Below are 15,380 nucleotides of genomic sequence, written 5' to 3' on the forward strand. Positions count from 1 at the left end.
GTATCAGACCGCCCTCATCAGCAGGGTCGCGGCGACGAGGATCGCCGCGCCGCCGAACATCGAGACCGCGTACGACCGCGCGAAGCCGTTCTGGAGCTTGCGCATCCGCCCGGAGAGGCCGCCGACCGAGGCCGCCGTGCCGTTGACGACTCCGTCGACCAGGGTGTGGTCGACGTAGACCAGGGATCGCGTGAGGTGTTCGCCGCCTCGGACCAGGACGACGTGGTTGAAGTCGTCCTGGAGGAGGTCGCGCCGGGCGGCCCGGGTGAGCAGCGACCCGCGCGGGGCGACGACCGGGACGGGCCTGCGGCCGTACTGGGCCCAGGCGATGGCGACGCCGATCAGCAGGCACACCATGGTCGCGCCGGTGACAGTGGCCGCACCGAGCGGGGAGTCGCCCTCGCTGTGCCCGGTGACCGGTTCCAGCCAGTGCAGGAAGCGGTCGCCGATGCTGAAGAAGCCGCCCGCGAAGACCGATCCGAAGGCCAGCACGATCATCGGGATCGTCATGGACTTGGGCGACTCGTGCGGGTGCGGCTCAGCGTGTTCGCCGTGGTGCTCGGCGGCGGGCTCGGCGCTCGGGGCCTCCGGGGAGCGGGTCGGCTGGTTCTTCCAGCGCTCCTCGCCGAAGAACGTCATCAGCATCACGCGCGTCATGTAGAAGGCGGTGATGGCCGCGCCCAGCAGGGCGCAGGCGCCGAGGATCCAGCCCTCGGTGCCGCCCTTGGCGAAGGCCGCCTCGATGATCTTGTCCTTGGAGAAGAAGCCGGAAAGTCCCGGGAAGCCGATGATGGCGAGGTAGCCGAGGCCGAACGTCACGAAGGTGACCGGCATGTACTTCCTGAGGCCGCCGTACTTCCGCATGTCGACCTCGTCGTTCATGCCGTGCATGACCGATCCGGCGCCGAGGAAGAGCCCGGCCTTGAAGAAGCCGTGCGTCACCAGGTGCATGATCGCGAAGACGTAGCCGATGGGGCCGAGTCCCGCGGCCAGCACCATGTAGCCGATCTGCGACATGGTCGAGCCGGCCAGCGCCTTCTTGATGTCGTCCTTGGCGCAACCGACGATCGCACCGAACAGCAGCGTGACCGCGCCGACGACGGTGACGACGAGCTGGGCGTCGGGGGCGAGGTTGAAGATGTTGGCGGAGCGGACGATGAGGTAGACGCCCGCGGTCACCATGGTCGCCGCGTGGATGAGGGCCGAGACCGGGGTCGGGCCCTCCATGGCGTCCCCGAGCCAGGACTGGAGCGGCACCTGGGCGGACTTGCCGCACGCGGCGAGCAGCAGCATCAGGGCGATGCCGGTGAGCGTGGCCTCGGAGGCGCCGGTGACGAGTCCGGGCTTCTCGTGGCTGCCGAGGACCGGGCCGAAGGCGAAGGTGCCGAACGTCGTGAACATCAGCATGATCGCGATCGACAGGCCCATGTCGCCGACACGGTTGACCAGGAAGGCCTTCTTCGCCGCGGTGGCCGCGCTGGGCTTGTGCTGCCAGAAGCCGATCAGCAGGTAGGAGGCGAGACCGACGCCCTCCCAGCCGACGTACAGCAGGAGGTAGTTGTCGGCGAGGACCAGCAGGAGCATCGCCGCGAGGAACAGGTTCAGATACCCGAAGAAGCGGCGGCGGCGCTCGTCGTGCTCCATGTACCCGATCGAGTACAGGTGGATGAGGGAGCCGACGCCGGTGATCAGCAGCACGAACGTCATGGACAGCTGGTCGAGGCGGAAGGCGACGTCCGCCTGGAAGCCCTCGACCGGGATCCAGGTCCACAGGTGCTGGGTGAGCGTGCGGTGCTCGGCGTCCTTGCCGAGCAGGTCGGCGAAGAGGATGGCGCCGAAGACGAAGGAGGCGCCGGCGAGCAGGGTGCCGATCCAGTGGCCGACGGCGTCCAGCCGCCGGCCGCCGGTGAGCAGTACCGCCGCTCCGAGCAGGGGCGCCGCGATGAGCAGCGCGATCAAATTCTCCACGATTCAGCGACCCCTTACAGCTTCATCAGGCTGGCGTCGTCGACCGAGGCCGAGTGGCGGGAACGGAACAGCGACACGATGATCGCGAGCCCGACCACGACCTCCGCGGCGGCGACGACCATCGTGAAGAAGGCGATGATCTGGCCGTCGAGGTTGCCGTGCATCCGGGAGAAGGCGACGAACGCGAGGTTGCAGGCGTTGAGCATGAGCTCGATGCACATGAACACGACGATCGCGTTGCGCCTGATCAGGACGCCGGTGGCGCCGATCGTGAACAGCAGGGCGGCGAGGTAGAGGTAGTTGACCGGGTTCACTTCGACGCCTCCCTCTTGAAGGTGGCCGGTTCGATCTCGGTCCGCTCCAGGCGTTCCTCGGCGCGCTGTTCCAGCGCCTTGAGGTCGTTCATCGCCTCGGTGGACACGTCACGCATCTGGCCGCGGTCGCGCAGGGTCTTGCTGACCGTGAGCTCGGACGGGGTGCCGTCGGGCAGCAGGCCCGCGATGTCCACCGCGTTGTGCCGGGCGTAGACGCCGGGGGCGGGCAGCGGCGGGACGTGCTTGCCCTCGCGCACCCGCTTCTCGGCCAGCTCGCGCTGGGTCAGGGCGCGTTCGGTGCGCTCGCGGTGGGTGAGCACCATGGCGCCGACGGCGGCCGTGATCAGCAGGGCGCCGGTGATCTCGAAGGCGAAGACGTACTTGGTGAAGATGAGGGTCGCCAGGCCCTCGACATTGCCGCCGGAGTTGGCCTGGGTGAGGCCGTTGAACTGGTGGAGGGAGGCGTTGCCGAGGCCGGCGAGCAGCAGGACGCCGAAGCCGAGTCCGCACAGCAGGGCCAGCCAGCGCTGGCCCTTGATGGTCTCCTTGAGGGAGTCCGCCGCGGTGACGCCGACGAGCATGACGACGAACAGGAACAGCATCATGATCGCGCCGGTGTAGACGACGATCTGGACGACGCCGAGGAAGTAGGCGCCGTTGGCGAGGTAGAACACCGCCAGGATGATCATGGTGCCGGCGAGACAGAGCGCGCTGTGCACGGCCTTCTTCATGAAGACGGTGCACAGGGCGCCGATCACGGCGACGGTGCCGAGGACCCAGAACTGGAAGGCCTCACCGGTGGAGGTGGTGGAGGCGGCGGCGAGCTGGAGGTGCGCGGTCATCGCCCGATCACCTTCTCCGACGCCGGTTCGTCCGCACCGAAGGTGGAGTCGACCTCCTGGACCACCTCGCCCTTGGACACGGCGACCTGGGGGACGGTGCCGGGCGCGGCCTCGGTGACCAGGCCGCGGTAGTAGTCCTGCTCGTCCGTGCCGGGGTAGATGGCGTGGGGCGAGTCGACCATGCCCTCTTCGAGACCGGCGAGCAGCTGCTCCTTGGTGAAGATGAGGTTGGCGCGGCTGCTGTCGGCCAGCTCGAACTCGTTGGTCATCGTGAGCGCGCGCGTGGGGCACGCCTCGATGCACAGGCCGCACAGGATGCAGCGGGCGTAGTTGATCTGGTAGACGCGGCCGTAGCGCTCGCCCGGGGAGTAGCGCTCCTCGTCGGTGTTGTCGGCGCCCTCCACGTAGATGGCGTCGGCGGGGCAGGCCCAGGCACACAGCTCGCAGCCGACGCACTTCTCCAGGCCGTCCGGATGGCGGTTGAGCTGGTGCCGTCCGTGGAACCGGGGAGCGGTGGTCTTCTGCTGCTCCGGGTACTGCTCGGTCAGCCGCTTCTTGAACATGGCCTTGAAGGTCACGCCGAAGCCGGCGACTGGGTTCATGAAGCCGGGCTTCAACTGCTCGGTCTCCTTGGGCTCCTCAGCCATCGGACGCCTCCTTTCCCTCCGTAGATCCGCCGTCACTCTGAGTATCGGACCCACCACTGACAATCAGCTCCCGCTCCCGGTGGGGGCGGCGCCTGGGCACCGGCGGCAGCTCCTGTCCGGGCAGCGGCGGTACGGGGAAGCCGCCGGCCATCGGGTCGAAGCCGGCCGGTTCCGCGGCGGTCTCGGCGGCCGCCCTGGACTTCTCGCGGAACATGTCGGCGACGAAGGAGAGCAGCAGCAGGACGAGGACCGCGCCGCCGACGTAGAGGGCGATGTCGGCGAAGTCGTAGTTCTCGTTGCGCAGGGTCCGCACGGTCGCGACGAGCATCAGCCAGACCACGGAGACCGGGATGAGGACCTTCCAGCCGAGTTTCATCAACTGGTCGTAGCGGACGCGGGGGAGCGTGCCGCGCAGCCAGATGAAGAAGAACAGCAGCAGCTGCACCTTGATGACGAACCAGAGCAGCGGCCACCAGCCGTGGTTGGCGCCCTCCCAGAAGGTGCTGATGGGCCAGGGGGCCCGCCAGCCGCCGAGGAAGAGCGTGGTCGTCACGGCGGAGACCGTCACCATGTTCACGTACTCGGCGAGCATGAACATCGCGAACTTGATCGAGGAGTACTCGGTGTTGAAACCGCCGACCAGGTCGCCCTCGGACTCCGGCATGTCGAAGGGGGCACGGTTGGTCTCGCCGACCATCGTGATGACGTAGATGACGAAGGAGACCGGCAGCAGCACGATGTACCAGCGGTCCTGCTGGGCCTCGACGATCGCCGAGGTCGACATCGATCCGGAGTAGAGGAACACCGAGGCGAAGGCGGCGCCCATGGCGATCTCGTACGAGATCATCTGGGCGCAGGAACGCAGGCCGCCGAGGAGCGGGTACGTCGATCCGGAGCTCCAGCCCGCCAGGACGATGCCGTAGATGCCGACCGAGGCGACCGCGAGGATGTAGAGCATCGCGATCGGCAGGTCGGTGAGCTGCATCGCGGTGCGGTGGCCGAAGATCGAGATCTCGTTGCCTGAGGGGCCGAAGGGGATCACCGCGATCGCCATGAAGGCCGGGATGGCCGCGACGATCGGCGCGAGGACGTAGACGACCTTGTCCGCGCGCTTGACGATGACGTCTTCCTTCAGCATCAGCTTGATGCCGTCGGCGAGCGACTGGAGCATGCCCCAGGGGCCGTGCCGGTTGGGGCCGATGCGCAGCTGCATCCAGGCGACGACCTTGCGCTCCCACACGATGGAGAACAGCACGGTCACCATCAGGAACGCGAAGCAGAAGACGGCCTTGACGACGACGAGCCACCAGGGGTCGGTGCCGAACATCGAGAGGTCTTCCGCGGCGAGGGACGGGCTCATGCCTCCACCTCCTTGGGAACGTCGGCGGCGAGGGCGGCCGGGCCGATACGGACGAGGGAACCGGGCACCGCTCCGGTGTCGGAGGCCACTCCCCCGCCGGTGGAGTTCAGCGGGAGCCAGACCACGCGGTCGGGCATCTCGGTGACCTGGAGCGGCAGTTCGACGACTCCGGCGGGTCCGGTCACGGCGAGGAGGTCGCCGTCCTTGACGCCCGCCTCGGCGGCCGTCGCGGCCGACACACGCGCGTGGGCGGCGTGCCGGGTCCCGGCGAGCGCCTCGTCGCCCTGCTGGAGGAGACCCTGGTCGAGCAGCAGCCGGTGTCCGGACAGCACGGCCTCCCCGGCGGCGGGCCGCGGCAACTGGGCCCCGGTCTCGAAGGGTTCGGTGCCGCGCGCTCCGTCCCAGGGCCCGAGCCGTTCGATCTCCGCGCGCGTGGTGCGCAGATCCGGCAGGCCCAGGTGGATGTCCATGGCGTCGGCCAGCATCTGGAGCACCCGTGCGTCGGTGGGCGCGAGCCGGCGGGTCATCTGGTCGGGCTTGAGGGCGGCGTCGAAGAAGCGCACCCTGCCCTCCCAGTTGAGGAAGGTGCCGGGCTTCTCGGCGACCGCGGCCACCGGCAGGACGACGTCCGCGTGCTCGGTGACCTCGCCGGGCCGCAGCTCCAGCGACACCACGAACCCGACCTCCTGGAGCGCTTCACGCGCGCGTGCCGGATCGGGCAGGTCGGCGATCTCGACGCCGGCGACGACCAGCGCCTGGAGCTCGCCGGACAGTGCGGCCTCGACGATCTGACCGGTGTCGCGGCCGTAGCGGTGCGGGAGTTCGGCCACGCCCCAGACGGAGGCGACCTCCTCACGCGCGCGCGGGTCGGTGGCCGGGCGTCCGCCGGGCAGCAGGGAGGGCAGCGCGCCCGCCTCGACGGCACCGCGCTCCCCGGCCCGCCGCGGGATCCACACCAGCTGGGCGCCGGTCGCGGAGGCGGCCCGTACGGCAGCGGTCAGGGCGCCCGGCACGGCGGCGAGGCGTTCGCCGACGACGATCACCGCGCCCTCGGCGCGCAGCGCCTCGGCGGCCCTGCTGCCGTCGTCCGCGAGACCGACTCCGCCGGCCAGCGCGTCCAGCCACTCGGTCTCGGTACCGGGAGCGGCCGGCAGCAGCGTGCCGCCCGCCTTCTCCAGGCCGCGGGTGGCGTGGGTGGCGAGCGAGAACACCTTCTGGCCGTGCTTGCGCCAGGCCTTGCGCAGCCTCAGGAAGACGCCGGGCGCCTCCTCCTCGGCCTCGAACCCGACCAGCAGGACCGCGGGCGCCTTCTCCAGCGCGGTGTACGTGACGCCCGTACCGTCGAGGTCACGGCCGCGGCCCGCGATCCGCGCGGCGAGGAAGTCGGCCTCCTCGCTGCTGTGCACGCGCGCGCGGAAGTCGATGTCGTTGGTGTCGAGCGCCACGCGCGCGAACTTGCTGTACGCGTAGGAGTCCTCGACGGTGAGCCGGCCGCCGGTGAGGACGCCGGCCCGGCCGCGGGAGGCGAGCAGGCCCTGGGCGGCGATCTGGAGCGCCTCCGGCCAGGAGGCCGGCACCAGCTCACCCTCCGGGTTGCGGATCAGCGGGTGCTCCAGCCGGTCGCGCTGCTGCGCGTACCGGAAGGCGAAGCGCCCCTTGTCGCAGATCCACTCCTCGTTGACCTCGGGGTCGTTGGCCGCGAGCTTGCGCATGACCTTGCCGCGCCGGTGGTCGGTGCGGGTGGCGCAGCCGCCGGAGCAGTGCTCGCACACGCTCGGCGAGGACACCAGGTCGAAGGGGCGGGAGCGGAACCGGTACGCCGCCGAGGTGAGCGCGCCGACCGGGCAGATCTGGATGGTGTTGCCGGAGAAGTACGACTCGAAGGGGTCGCCCTCGCCGGTGCCGACCTGCTGGAGAGCGCCCCGCTCGATCAACTCGATCATGGGGTCGCCCGCGACCTGGTTGGAGAAGCGGGTGCAGCGCGCGCACAGCACGCACCGCTCGCGGTCGAGCAGCACCTGGGTGGAGATCGGGACGGGCTTCTCGTAGGTCCGCTTCTTGCCCTCGAACCGGGACTCGGCCTGGCCGTGGGACATCGCCTGGTTCTGGAGGGGGCACTCGCCGCCCTTGTCGCAGACCGGGCAGTCCAGCGGGTGGTTGATGAGGAGCAGCTCCATCACACCGTGCTGGGCCTTCTCGGCGACCGGCGAGGTGAGGTGGGTCTTCACCACCATGCCGTCGGTGCAGGTGATGGTGCAGGAGGCCATCGGCTTGCGCTGGCCCTCGACCTCGACGATGCACTGTCGGCAGGCGCCGGCCGGGTCGAGGAGGGGGTGGTCGCAGAACCGGGGGATCTCGATGCCGAGCTGTTCGGCGGCCCGGATGACCAGGGTGCCCTTGGGCACGCTGATCTCGGCGCCGTCGATCGTCAGCGAGACGAGGTCTTCCGGCGGGACCGCCGCCTCTCCCCCTCCCGAGGGAGCGTTGGTGGTCACAGTCATGCGTTCACCTCCGGGCGGTCGGCCCAGGCCGTGGACTTCGCCGGGTCGAACGGACAGCCCCGGCCGGTGATGTGCTGCTCGTACTCCTCGCGGAAGTACTTGAGGGAGGAGAAGATCGGCGAGGCGGCGCCGTCGCCGAGGGCGCAGAACGACTTGCCGTTGATGTTGTCGGCGATGTCGTTCAGCTTGTCGAGGTCGCTCATCGCGCCCTTGCCGGCCTCGATGTCGCGCAGCAACTGCACGAGCCAGTAGGTGCCTTCACGGCACGGGGTGCACTTGCCGCAGGACTCGTGGGCGTAGAACTCGGTCCAGCGGGTGACGGCGCGGACCACGCAGGTCGTCTCGTCGAAGCACTGGAGGGCCTTGGTGCCGAGCATGGACCCGGCGGCGCCGACGCCCTCGTAGTCGAGGGGGACGTCGAGGTGTTCGTCGGTGAACATCGGTGTGGAGGAGCCGCCCGGCGTCCAGAACTTCAGCCGGTGACCGGGCCGCATCCCGCCGCTCATCTCAAGCAGCTGGCGCAGCGTGATGCCGAGCGGGGCCTCGTACTGGCCGGGGCTCGCGACATGACCGCTGAGCGAGTACAGCGTGAAGCCCGGGGACTTCTCGCTGCCCATCGACCGGAACCATTCCTTGCCCCGCGCCAGAATCGCGGGAACCGACGCGATCGACTCCACGTTATTAACAACAGTCGGGCAGGCGTAGAGGCCCGCGACCGCAGGGAAGGGGGGACGGAGCCGCGGTTGACCACGGCGGCCTTCGAGCGAGTCGAGCAGTGCGGTCTCCTCACCGCAGATGTACGCGCCCGCGCCCGCGTGCACGGTGATGTCGAGATCGAGGCCGCTGCCCAGGATGTTCTGTCCGAGGTAGCCGGCCGCGTAGGCCTCGCTCACGGCCGAGTGCAACCGCCGCAGCACGGGGACGACTTCACCCCGCAGATAGATGAAGGCATGCGAAGACCTGATCGCGTAGCACGCGATGATCATGCCTTCGATGAGGCTGTGCGGGTTCGCGAAGAGGAGCGGGATGTCCTTGCAGGTCCCGGGCTCCGACTCGTCGGCGTTGACCACGAGATAGTGCGGCTTTCCGTCTCCCTGCGGGATGAACTGCCATTTCATCCCGGTGGGGAATCCGGCGCCGCCGCGGCCGCGCAGACCGGAGTCCTTGACGTACGCGATCAGGTCGTCCGGCGGCATCGCGAGCGCCTTGCGGAGCCCCTCGTACCCGTCGTGCCTCTTGTAGACGTCCAGCGTCCAGGACTTGTCCTCGTCCCAGAAGGCCGACAGCACGGGTGCGAGCAGCTTCTCGGGGCTGTTGTTCCTGAGTTCGGGTGCCAAGGTCATCACTCCCCCTCCTCGGCGGCGGGCCCGGCCGGATGGGCCGGGTCGGAGGCCGACGTGTCCTGTGGCGCGTCATGTGAGCTCAAGTGCTCCGACGGGGACGGCTCGTGGACATCCCTGTCCTCAGGGGCACCCTCGCGCGGATGAACCACGCGCGCGGGTGCCGTCTCTCCCCTGGCCAGGCGGAGGCCCACCAGCGACGCCGGTCCCGCTCCGCCGGTCGCCTCGACGGCCCCGGGCCGCTCGTCGGGGAAGCCCGCGAGGATCCGCGCCGTCTCCTTGAAGGAGCACAGCGGCGCCCCGCGCGTGGGCTCGACCGGACGCCCCGCGCGCAGGTCGTCTACCATGCGCTTCGCGCTCGCCGGGGTCTGGTTGTCGAAGAACTCCCAGTTGACCATCACCACCGGCGCGAAGTCGCAGGCCGCGTTGCACTCGATGTGCTCCAGGGTGACCTTGCCGTCGTCGGTGGTCCCGCCGTTGCCGACGCCCAGGTGCTCCTGGAGCTCCTGGAAGATCGCGTCGCCGCCCATCACCGCACACAGGGTGTTGGTGCAGACGCCCACCTGGTAGTCGCCCGAGGGCCTGCGCCGGTACATGGTGTAGAAGGTGGCGACGGCGGTGACCTCGGCCGTGGTCAGCCCGAGGACGTCCGCGCAGAACTGCATCCCGGTGCGCGTGACGTGGCCCTCCTCCGACTGCACGAGGTGCAGCAGCGGCAGCAGGGCCGAGCGGGAGTCCGGGTAGCGGGCGATGATCTCGCGCGCGTCCGTCTCGAGGCGGGCTCGGACGTCGTCCGGGTAAGCGGGTGCGGGCAGTTCGGGCATGCCCAGGCTGACGCCCCGCTCGGAAGAACTGGTGGTCACCGGTCGACGCCTCCCATCACGGGGTCGATGGACGCGACGGCGACGATGACGTCGGCGACCTGGCCGCCCTCGCACATCGCCGCCATGGCCTGAAGGTTGGTGAAGGACGGGTCGCGGAAGTGGACCCGGAAGGGGCGGGTGCCGCCGTCGGACACGGCGTGCACCCCGAGTTCGCCCTTGGGCGACTCGACGGCGGCGTACGCCTGTCCCGGCGGTACCCGGAAGCCCTCGGTGACGAGCTTGAAGTGGTGGATCAGGGCCTCCATGGAGGTGCCCATGATCTTCTTGATGTGGTCGAGGGAGTTGCCGAGCCCGTCGGGGCCGAGCGCGAGCTGGGCGGGCCAGGCGATCTTCTTGTCGGCGACCATGACCGGTCCCGGCTGGAGCCGGTCCAGGCACTGCTCGACGATCCTGAGCGACTGGCGCATCTCCTCCAGGCGGATCAGGAAGCGGCCGTAGGAGTCGCAGGTGTCGGCGGTCGGGATGTCGAAGTCGTAGGTCTCGTAGCCGCTGTAGGGCTGGGCCTTGCGCAGGTCGTGCGGCAGGCCGGTGGAGCGCAGGATGGGGCCGGTGGCGCCGAGGGCCATGCAGCCGGCGAGGTCCAGGTAGCCGACGTCCTGCATACGGGCCTTGAAGATGGGGTTCCCGGTGGCGAGCTTGTCGTACTCCGGGAGGTTCTTCTTCATCTTCTTCACGAACTCGCGGATGTGGTCCACCGCGCCGGGCGGCAGGTCCTGCGCGAGTCCGCCGGGGCGGATGTACGCGTGGTTCATCCTCAGGCCCGTGATGAGCTCGTAGATGTCGAGAATCATTTCACGATCACGGAATCCGTAGATCATGATCGTGGTGGCGCCGAGTTCCATGCCGCCGGTGGCGATGCACACCAGGTGCGAGGAGAGCCGGTTCAGCTCCATGAGGAGGACCCGGATGATCTCGGCCCGCTCGGGGATCTGGTCCTCGATGCCGAGGAGCTTCTCGACGGCGAGGCAGTAGGCGGTCTCGTTGAAGAAGGACGTCAGGTAGTCCATGCGCGTCACGAACGTGGTGCCCTGCGTCCACGTGCGGAACTCGAGGTTCTTCTCGATGCCGGTGTGGAGGTAGCCGATGCCGCAGCGGGCCTCGGTGACCGTCTCGCCGTCGATCTCCAGGATCAGCCGGAGCACCCCGTGGGTGGAGGGGTGCTGCGGGCCCATGTTGAGGACGATGCGCTCGTCGTCGGCGCGGGCCGCGGCCTGGACGATCTCGTCCCAGTCGCCGCCGGTGACCGTGTAGACGGTGCCCTCGGTGGTCTCACGAGGAGAGGCGTGGGAAGTGCTCACGAGTACGACCTCCGCTGGTCCGGAGCCGGGATCTGGGCGCCCTTGTACTCGACGGGGATGCCGCCGAGGGGGTAGTCCTTGCGCTGCGGGTGGCCCTGCCAGTCGTCCGGCATCATGATCCGCGTCAGGGCCGGGTGGCCGTCGAAGACGATCCCGAAGAAGTCGTACGTCTCGCGCTCGTGCCAGTCGTTGGTCGGATACACCGAGACCAGGGACGGGATGTGCGGGTCGGCGTCCGGGGCGCTGACCTCCAGGCGGATCAGCCGGTTGTGGGTGATCGAGCGCAGGTGGTAGATGGCGTGCAGCTCGCGGCCCTTGTCGTGCAGGTAGTGGACCCCGCTGACGCCGGTGCACAGCTCGAAGCGCAGGGCCGGGTCGTCGCGCAGGGTCTGCGCGACGCGCAGCAGGTGCTCGCGCTCGATGTGGAAGGTGAGCTCGCCGCGGTCGACGACCGTCTTCTCGATGGCGTTGTCCGGGAGCAGTCCCTGCTCCTCCAGGGCGCCCTCCAGCTCGTCGGCGACCTCGTCGAACCAGCCGCCGTAGGGGCGGGTGGCCGCCCCGGGGAGCCTGATGGAGCGGACCAGGCCGCCGTAGCCGGAGGTGTCGCCGCCGTTGTTGGCGCCGAACATGCCGCGCTGGACGCGGACCTCCTCACCGCCGTCGCCGCGCTGACCGGGGAGGTTGGAGCCGCTGAGGTCCTTCTCCGGGTTGGCTCCGTTGCCGTTCGCGTCGCTCACCGCAGCAGCCCCTTCATCTCGATCGTGGGCAGGGCCTTGAGCGCCGCTTCCTCCGCCTCACGGGCCGCCTCCTCGGCGTTCACGCCGAGCTTGGAGGACTGGATCTTCTGGTGGAGCTTGAGAATGGCGTCCATCAGCATCTCGGGCCGTGGCGGGCAGCCGGGCAGATAGATGTCGACCGGCACGATGTGGTCGACGCCCTGCACGATCGCGTAGTTGTTGAACATGCCGCCCGAGGAGGCGCAGACCCCCATGGAGATGACCCACTTGGGGTTCGGCATCTGGTCGTAGACCTGCCGGAGCACCGGCGCCATCTTCTGGCTGACCCGGCCGGCGACGATCATGAGGTCGGCCTGGCGGGGTGAGCCGCGGAAGACCTCCATGCCGAAGCGGGCCAGGTCGTAGCGTCCGGCTCCCGTGGTCATCATCTCGATGGCACAGCAGGCCAGGCCGAAGGTGGCCGGGAAGACGGACGCCTTGCGCACCCAGCCCGCGGCCTGCTCGACGGTGGTCAGCAGGAAGCCGCTCGGCAGCTTTTCTTCGAGTCCCATGACTTAAAGGCCCCTCAGTCCCATTCCAGGCCGCCGCGCCGCCATACGTACGCGTACGCGACGAAGACGGTGAGCACGAAGAGCAGCATCTCCACGAGCCCGAAAACACCCAGGGCGTCGAAGGTGACGGCCCAGGGGTAGAGGAAGACGATCTCGATGTCGAAGACGATGAAGAGCATCGCCGTCAGGTAGTACTTGATGGGGAAGCGCCCGCCGCCGGCCGGCGTGGGGGTCGGCTCGATGCCGCACTCGTAGGCCTCGAGCTTGGCCCGGTTGTACCGCTTCGGACCGATCAGCGTGGCCATGACCACGGAGAAGATCGCAAAGCCTGCCCCGAGGGCTCCCAGTACGAGGATGGGCGCATAGGCGTTCACCGCTCCTCGCTCCTCTCAGTCGGCACTGACTGCTGGCGATGGCATCGGACTCACACCCGACTCACACGTCCCTCCAACCTCCGCCGTCCCGACGAAGATCGCGAACATGTGAAGCAGGTCACAAGCCCAACTGACCCGCATCCTATGCCCGCCGGTCTGTGATCTGCGACACGGGGTATTGCACAAGCTTTGTGATCTCCACCACCTGATGAAGGATCATGGAGACCGAACAGGGACGATCTTCATACGAGAAGCGCCCGAGTGATCACCAGAAGTGACATTTTCGCTAGTCGATGCAGGTAAGAGAAGGCGTCTCAATATCAAGAGAGTTCCCCTGCATGCAAATTGGTGCTGGACGAGAGCGCTTGGTAGAGGATCGCGTTCACACATCAGGGGGAGCCGCGAGGACGGATGTGGACGCGTGCGCACATTCACGAGCGGCGGCCGACTCAGGACGCAACCGCCGCCGTAACCGTTGCGTGACCTCCGCCACACACGTGAGGGCCCCTCAGGAACGGGGCTTGGCCAACGGCCTCAACCGATGGTAGATGCGGGTCAATTCGGGCGTAACAGCGAAAGCCCATGATCACAGGCTTGATCGCGTGCGTCCGCAATGTCCGTTACGGCGTCAATAAAGAGCCGCCCGCCATGAATTCGGGCCGCCGATTGAACAACTGTGGCGCAGCCCACGTTTCTTGAAGGTATGGAGGAGCCCCTGATACCAGTTGGTCTCATGTCCCACACCGCTCACATACGCAGCCACCGGAAACCCCGCCGCAGCGCGACGACTTCGATCGCCGTGCGTGCCGGAGTCGCCGGTGGCGTTCTCAGCATGGCAGCGGCGGGCGCGTCGGCTTCGGCGTTCGCCGCCGAGTCGACGACCCAGACCATCGAACTGCCCACCCTCTCGGCCGACCTGGGCAGCCAGGTCGCCGAGTCCGCCGACGCCATGCAGCAGGCGGCCGCCAACTACCAGCTTCAGGCGGAGCGTGACGCGGCCGCCGCGAGCGCCGCCAAGCAGGCCAAGGCCGACCTCGCCGAGGCCAAGAAGAAGGCGGAGGCCAAGAAGAAGGCCGAGGCGGCCCGCAGGGCCGCCGCCGAGGAGGCCGCCTCACGCAGCTCCGCGCGGGCCACCCTGTCCGCCTCGGCGGGCGCGAGCGTCTCCACGAGCTCGTCCACGGCGACCGGTTCGGCCGCGGCGGTCATTGCCTTCGTGAAGGCGCAGATCGGCGACGCGTACGTCTCCGGCGGCACCGGCCCCAACTCCTGGGACTGCTCCGGTCTCGTCAAGACCGCCTTCGCGCAGGTGGGCATCGACCTGCCGCGCGTCTCGCAGGACCAGTCGACGGCCGGCACCCAGGTCTCGCTGAGCAACCTTCAGCCGGGCGACATCCTGTACTGGGGCAGCGCGGGCAGCGCGTACCACGTGGCGGTGTACGTCGGCGACGGCATGTTCGTCGGCGCGCAGAACCCCTCGACGGGCGTCGCCGAGAAGCCGCTGTCGTACGACCCGCCGACCGGCGCGGTGCGGGTGCTCTGACACCGGGACACCTGGGACACCTGGGACATCGAGCCACAGAACAGCACGAACACACGGAAGGGCCGCAGCCGCTCGGGGGCTGCGGCCCTTCCGTCGTCCTGTCCGGGGCGGGCGGCCCGGCGTTCGCGCTGTCCGGAGCGGGCGGCCCGGCCTTCGCGCTGTCCGGGGGGCGGGCGGCCCGGCTTTCGCCCTGTCCGGGGGGCGGGCGGCCCGGCCTTCGCCCTGTCCGGGATCGGAGGTCCTGCCCTCGGCCCGTCCGGGGTTGGATGGGTGCGGGCGGCGCACCCCCGCACCGCCCCGACAGGACAGGAGACTTCACCATGCCCAGTGTGTTCGTACAGGGCCGGCCCACCGACTCGTACCCGCGACTCGCCCCCGAGGCCCGGCGCGGGCGGGTCCGGCGCATCACCGAGGTCGGCGAGGAGATCCTGCACCGGCCGTGCCGGGACGTGACCGAGTTCGGGCCCGACCTGGCCGCGCTGATCGACGACATGTTCCTCACGATGTACATCGCGGACGGGGCCGGACTCGCGGCCAACCAAGTCGACGTCGACCTGCGGCTGTTCGTGTACGACTGCCCCGACGACGACGGTGTCCGACATGTCGGACACATCGTCAACCCGGTCCTCGACCCGCTGGATCCGGCCGCGCGCAGGCTGGTCGACGACGGCGAGGGCTGCCTGTCCGTGCCGGGTGCCGTGATGGACGTACCGCGTCCGGACCGGGCCGTGGTGCGCGGCTTCGACCGGGACGGCGAGCCGCTCGTGATCGAGGGGACCGGGTACTTCGCGCGCTGCCTGGCGCACGAGACCGACCATGTGAACGGGCACGTGTATGTCGACCGGCTGTCCGGGCGGGACCGCAAGGAGGCGTTGCGGCAGGCGGCGGCCCGGCGGGACGAGGTGTTCGCCCGCCGGGCCGCCAACGTGGAGGCGCTGAAGGGCGCTCAGGGCACCCTGGAGGCCTGACGGGCACCATTCTCAGAGAAGCCCGGCTCCCGGGCGGTCCTCCGAGGAGCCCGGCT

The 15,380-nt window shown here is 69.2% G+C and carries 14 protein-coding genes; 2 read left to right on the top strand and 12 right to left on the bottom strand.

Going from position 1 to position 15,380, the window contains the following annotated elements; translation table 11 throughout:
- Positions 1–3 precede the first annotated feature (3 nt).
- The 12 genes from nuoL to IF54_RS0124100 are packed head-to-tail and all read right to left on the bottom strand — an operon-like array spanning position 4 to position 12,816.
- Positions 4–1,968 (bottom strand): NADH-quinone oxidoreductase subunit L, encoded by a 1,965-nt coding sequence (gene nuoL, locus IF54_RS0124045; protein WP_030322060.1) that lies wholly within the window; start codon positions 1,966–1,968, stop codon positions 4–6.
- 14 nt (positions 1,969–1,982) lie between these two features.
- Positions 1,983–2,282, bottom strand: a complete 300-nt coding sequence (gene nuoK / locus IF54_RS0124050; protein WP_003974374.1) for an NADH-quinone oxidoreductase subunit NuoK — start codon at positions 2,280–2,282, stop codon at positions 1,983–1,985.
- Positions 2,279–3,124 (bottom strand): NADH-quinone oxidoreductase subunit J, encoded by an 846-nt coding sequence (locus IF54_RS0124055; protein ID WP_030322062.1) that lies wholly within the window; start codon positions 3,122–3,124, stop codon positions 2,279–2,281. Before IF54_RS0124055 ends, nuoK begins: the two co-directional genes overlap by 4 nt.
- The gene (gene nuoI / locus IF54_RS0124060) at positions 3,121–3,771 is read right to left on the bottom strand and encodes an NADH-quinone oxidoreductase subunit NuoI (RefSeq protein ID WP_030322064.1); all 651 of its coding nucleotides are present in this window, start codon (positions 3,769–3,771) and stop codon (positions 3,121–3,123) included. The genes IF54_RS0124055 and nuoI overlap by 4 nt, the downstream gene beginning before the upstream one ends.
- Entirely contained in the window at positions 3,764–5,131 is a 1,368-nt protein-coding gene (gene nuoH / locus IF54_RS0124065) for an NADH-quinone oxidoreductase subunit NuoH (RefSeq protein ID WP_030322066.1), read from the bottom strand. The genes nuoI and nuoH overlap by 8 nt, the downstream gene beginning before the upstream one ends.
- Positions 5,128–7,632 carry an NADH-quinone oxidoreductase subunit G gene (locus IF54_RS0124070; protein WP_030322068.1) on the bottom strand — a complete coding sequence of 835 codons (2,505 nt, stop codon included), beginning with the start codon at positions 7,630–7,632 and terminating at the stop codon, positions 5,128–5,130. Before IF54_RS0124070 ends, nuoH begins: the two co-directional genes overlap by 4 nt.
- Positions 7,629–8,978 carry an NADH-quinone oxidoreductase subunit NuoF gene (gene nuoF / locus IF54_RS0124075; RefSeq protein WP_199821239.1) on the bottom strand — a complete coding sequence of 450 codons (1,350 nt, stop codon included), beginning with the start codon at positions 8,976–8,978 and terminating at the stop codon, positions 7,629–7,631. Before nuoF ends, IF54_RS0124070 begins: the two co-directional genes overlap by 4 nt.
- On the bottom strand, positions 8,975–9,835 hold the full coding sequence (gene nuoE, locus IF54_RS0124080) for an NADH-quinone oxidoreductase subunit NuoE (RefSeq protein ID WP_030322072.1): 861 nt from the start codon (positions 9,833–9,835) through the stop codon (positions 8,975–8,977). The genes nuoF and nuoE overlap by 4 nt, the downstream gene beginning before the upstream one ends.
- Positions 9,832–11,154 (bottom strand): NADH-quinone oxidoreductase subunit D, encoded by a 1,323-nt coding sequence (locus tag IF54_RS0124085; RefSeq protein WP_030322075.1) that lies wholly within the window; start codon positions 11,152–11,154, stop codon positions 9,832–9,834. Before IF54_RS0124085 ends, nuoE begins: the two co-directional genes overlap by 4 nt.
- Positions 11,151–11,891 (bottom strand): NADH-quinone oxidoreductase subunit C, encoded by a 741-nt coding sequence (locus tag IF54_RS0124090; protein ID WP_030322077.1) that lies wholly within the window; start codon positions 11,889–11,891, stop codon positions 11,151–11,153. Before IF54_RS0124090 ends, IF54_RS0124085 begins: the two co-directional genes overlap by 4 nt.
- Entirely contained in the window at positions 11,888–12,442 is a 555-nt protein-coding gene (locus IF54_RS0124095) for a NuoB/complex I 20 kDa subunit family protein (protein WP_007383964.1), read from the bottom strand. The genes IF54_RS0124090 and IF54_RS0124095 overlap by 4 nt, the downstream gene beginning before the upstream one ends.
- A 14-nt stretch (positions 12,443–12,456) precedes the next feature.
- Positions 12,457–12,816: an NADH-quinone oxidoreductase subunit A gene (locus tag IF54_RS0124100; protein WP_007383963.1), complete on the bottom strand. Its 360-nt coding sequence runs from the start codon at positions 12,814–12,816 to the stop codon at positions 12,457–12,459.
- A gap of 733 nt (positions 12,817–13,549) precedes the next feature.
- Here IF54_RS0124100 and IF54_RS0124105 point away from each other — a divergent pair.
- Together IF54_RS0124105 and def are read left to right on the top strand one after the other, a co-directional pair.
- Positions 13,550–14,356 carry a C40 family peptidase gene (locus tag IF54_RS0124105; protein WP_030322079.1) on the top strand — a complete coding sequence of 269 codons (807 nt, stop codon included), beginning with the start codon at positions 13,550–13,552 and terminating at the stop codon, positions 14,354–14,356.
- 320 nt (positions 14,357–14,676) lie between these two features.
- Positions 14,677–15,324 carry a peptide deformylase gene (gene def, locus IF54_RS0124110; protein WP_030322081.1) on the top strand — a complete coding sequence of 216 codons (648 nt, stop codon included), beginning with the start codon at positions 14,677–14,679 and terminating at the stop codon, positions 15,322–15,324.
- The last annotated feature ends 56 nt before the right edge of the window (positions 15,325–15,380 follow it).

This window comes from Streptomyces sp. NRRL B-3229 (genome assembly GCF_000719505.1).
Taxonomy (GTDB): Bacteria; Actinomycetota; Actinomycetes; order Streptomycetales; family Streptomycetaceae; genus Streptomyces; species Streptomyces griseorubiginosus.

Bases quoted from the DNA above. Each gene is read 5' to 3' on its own strand.
- IF54_RS0124055 (WP_030322062.1), bottom strand. From the start codon at position 3,124: ATGACCGCGCACCTCCAGCTCGCCGCCGCCTCCACCACCTCCACCGGT.
- nuoI (WP_030322064.1), bottom strand. From the start codon at position 3,771: ATGGCTGAGGAGCCCAAGGAGACCGAGCAGTTGAAGCCCGGCTTCATG.
- nuoH (WP_030322066.1), bottom strand. From the start codon at position 5,131: ATGAGCCCGTCCCTCGCCGCGGAAGACCTCTCGATGTTCGGCACCGAC.
- IF54_RS0124070 (WP_030322068.1), bottom strand. From the start codon at position 7,632: ATGACTGTGACCACCAACGCTCCCTCGGGAGGGGGAGAGGCGGCGGTC.
- IF54_RS0124095 (WP_007383964.1), bottom strand. From the start codon at position 12,442: ATGGGACTCGAAGAAAAGCTGCCGAGCGGCTTCCTGCTGACCACCGTC.
- IF54_RS0124105 (WP_030322079.1), top strand. From the start codon at position 13,550: ATGTCCCACACCGCTCACATACGCAGCCACCGGAAACCCCGCCGCAGC.
- def (WP_030322081.1), top strand. From the start codon at position 14,677: ATGCCCAGTGTGTTCGTACAGGGCCGGCCCACCGACTCGTACCCGCGA.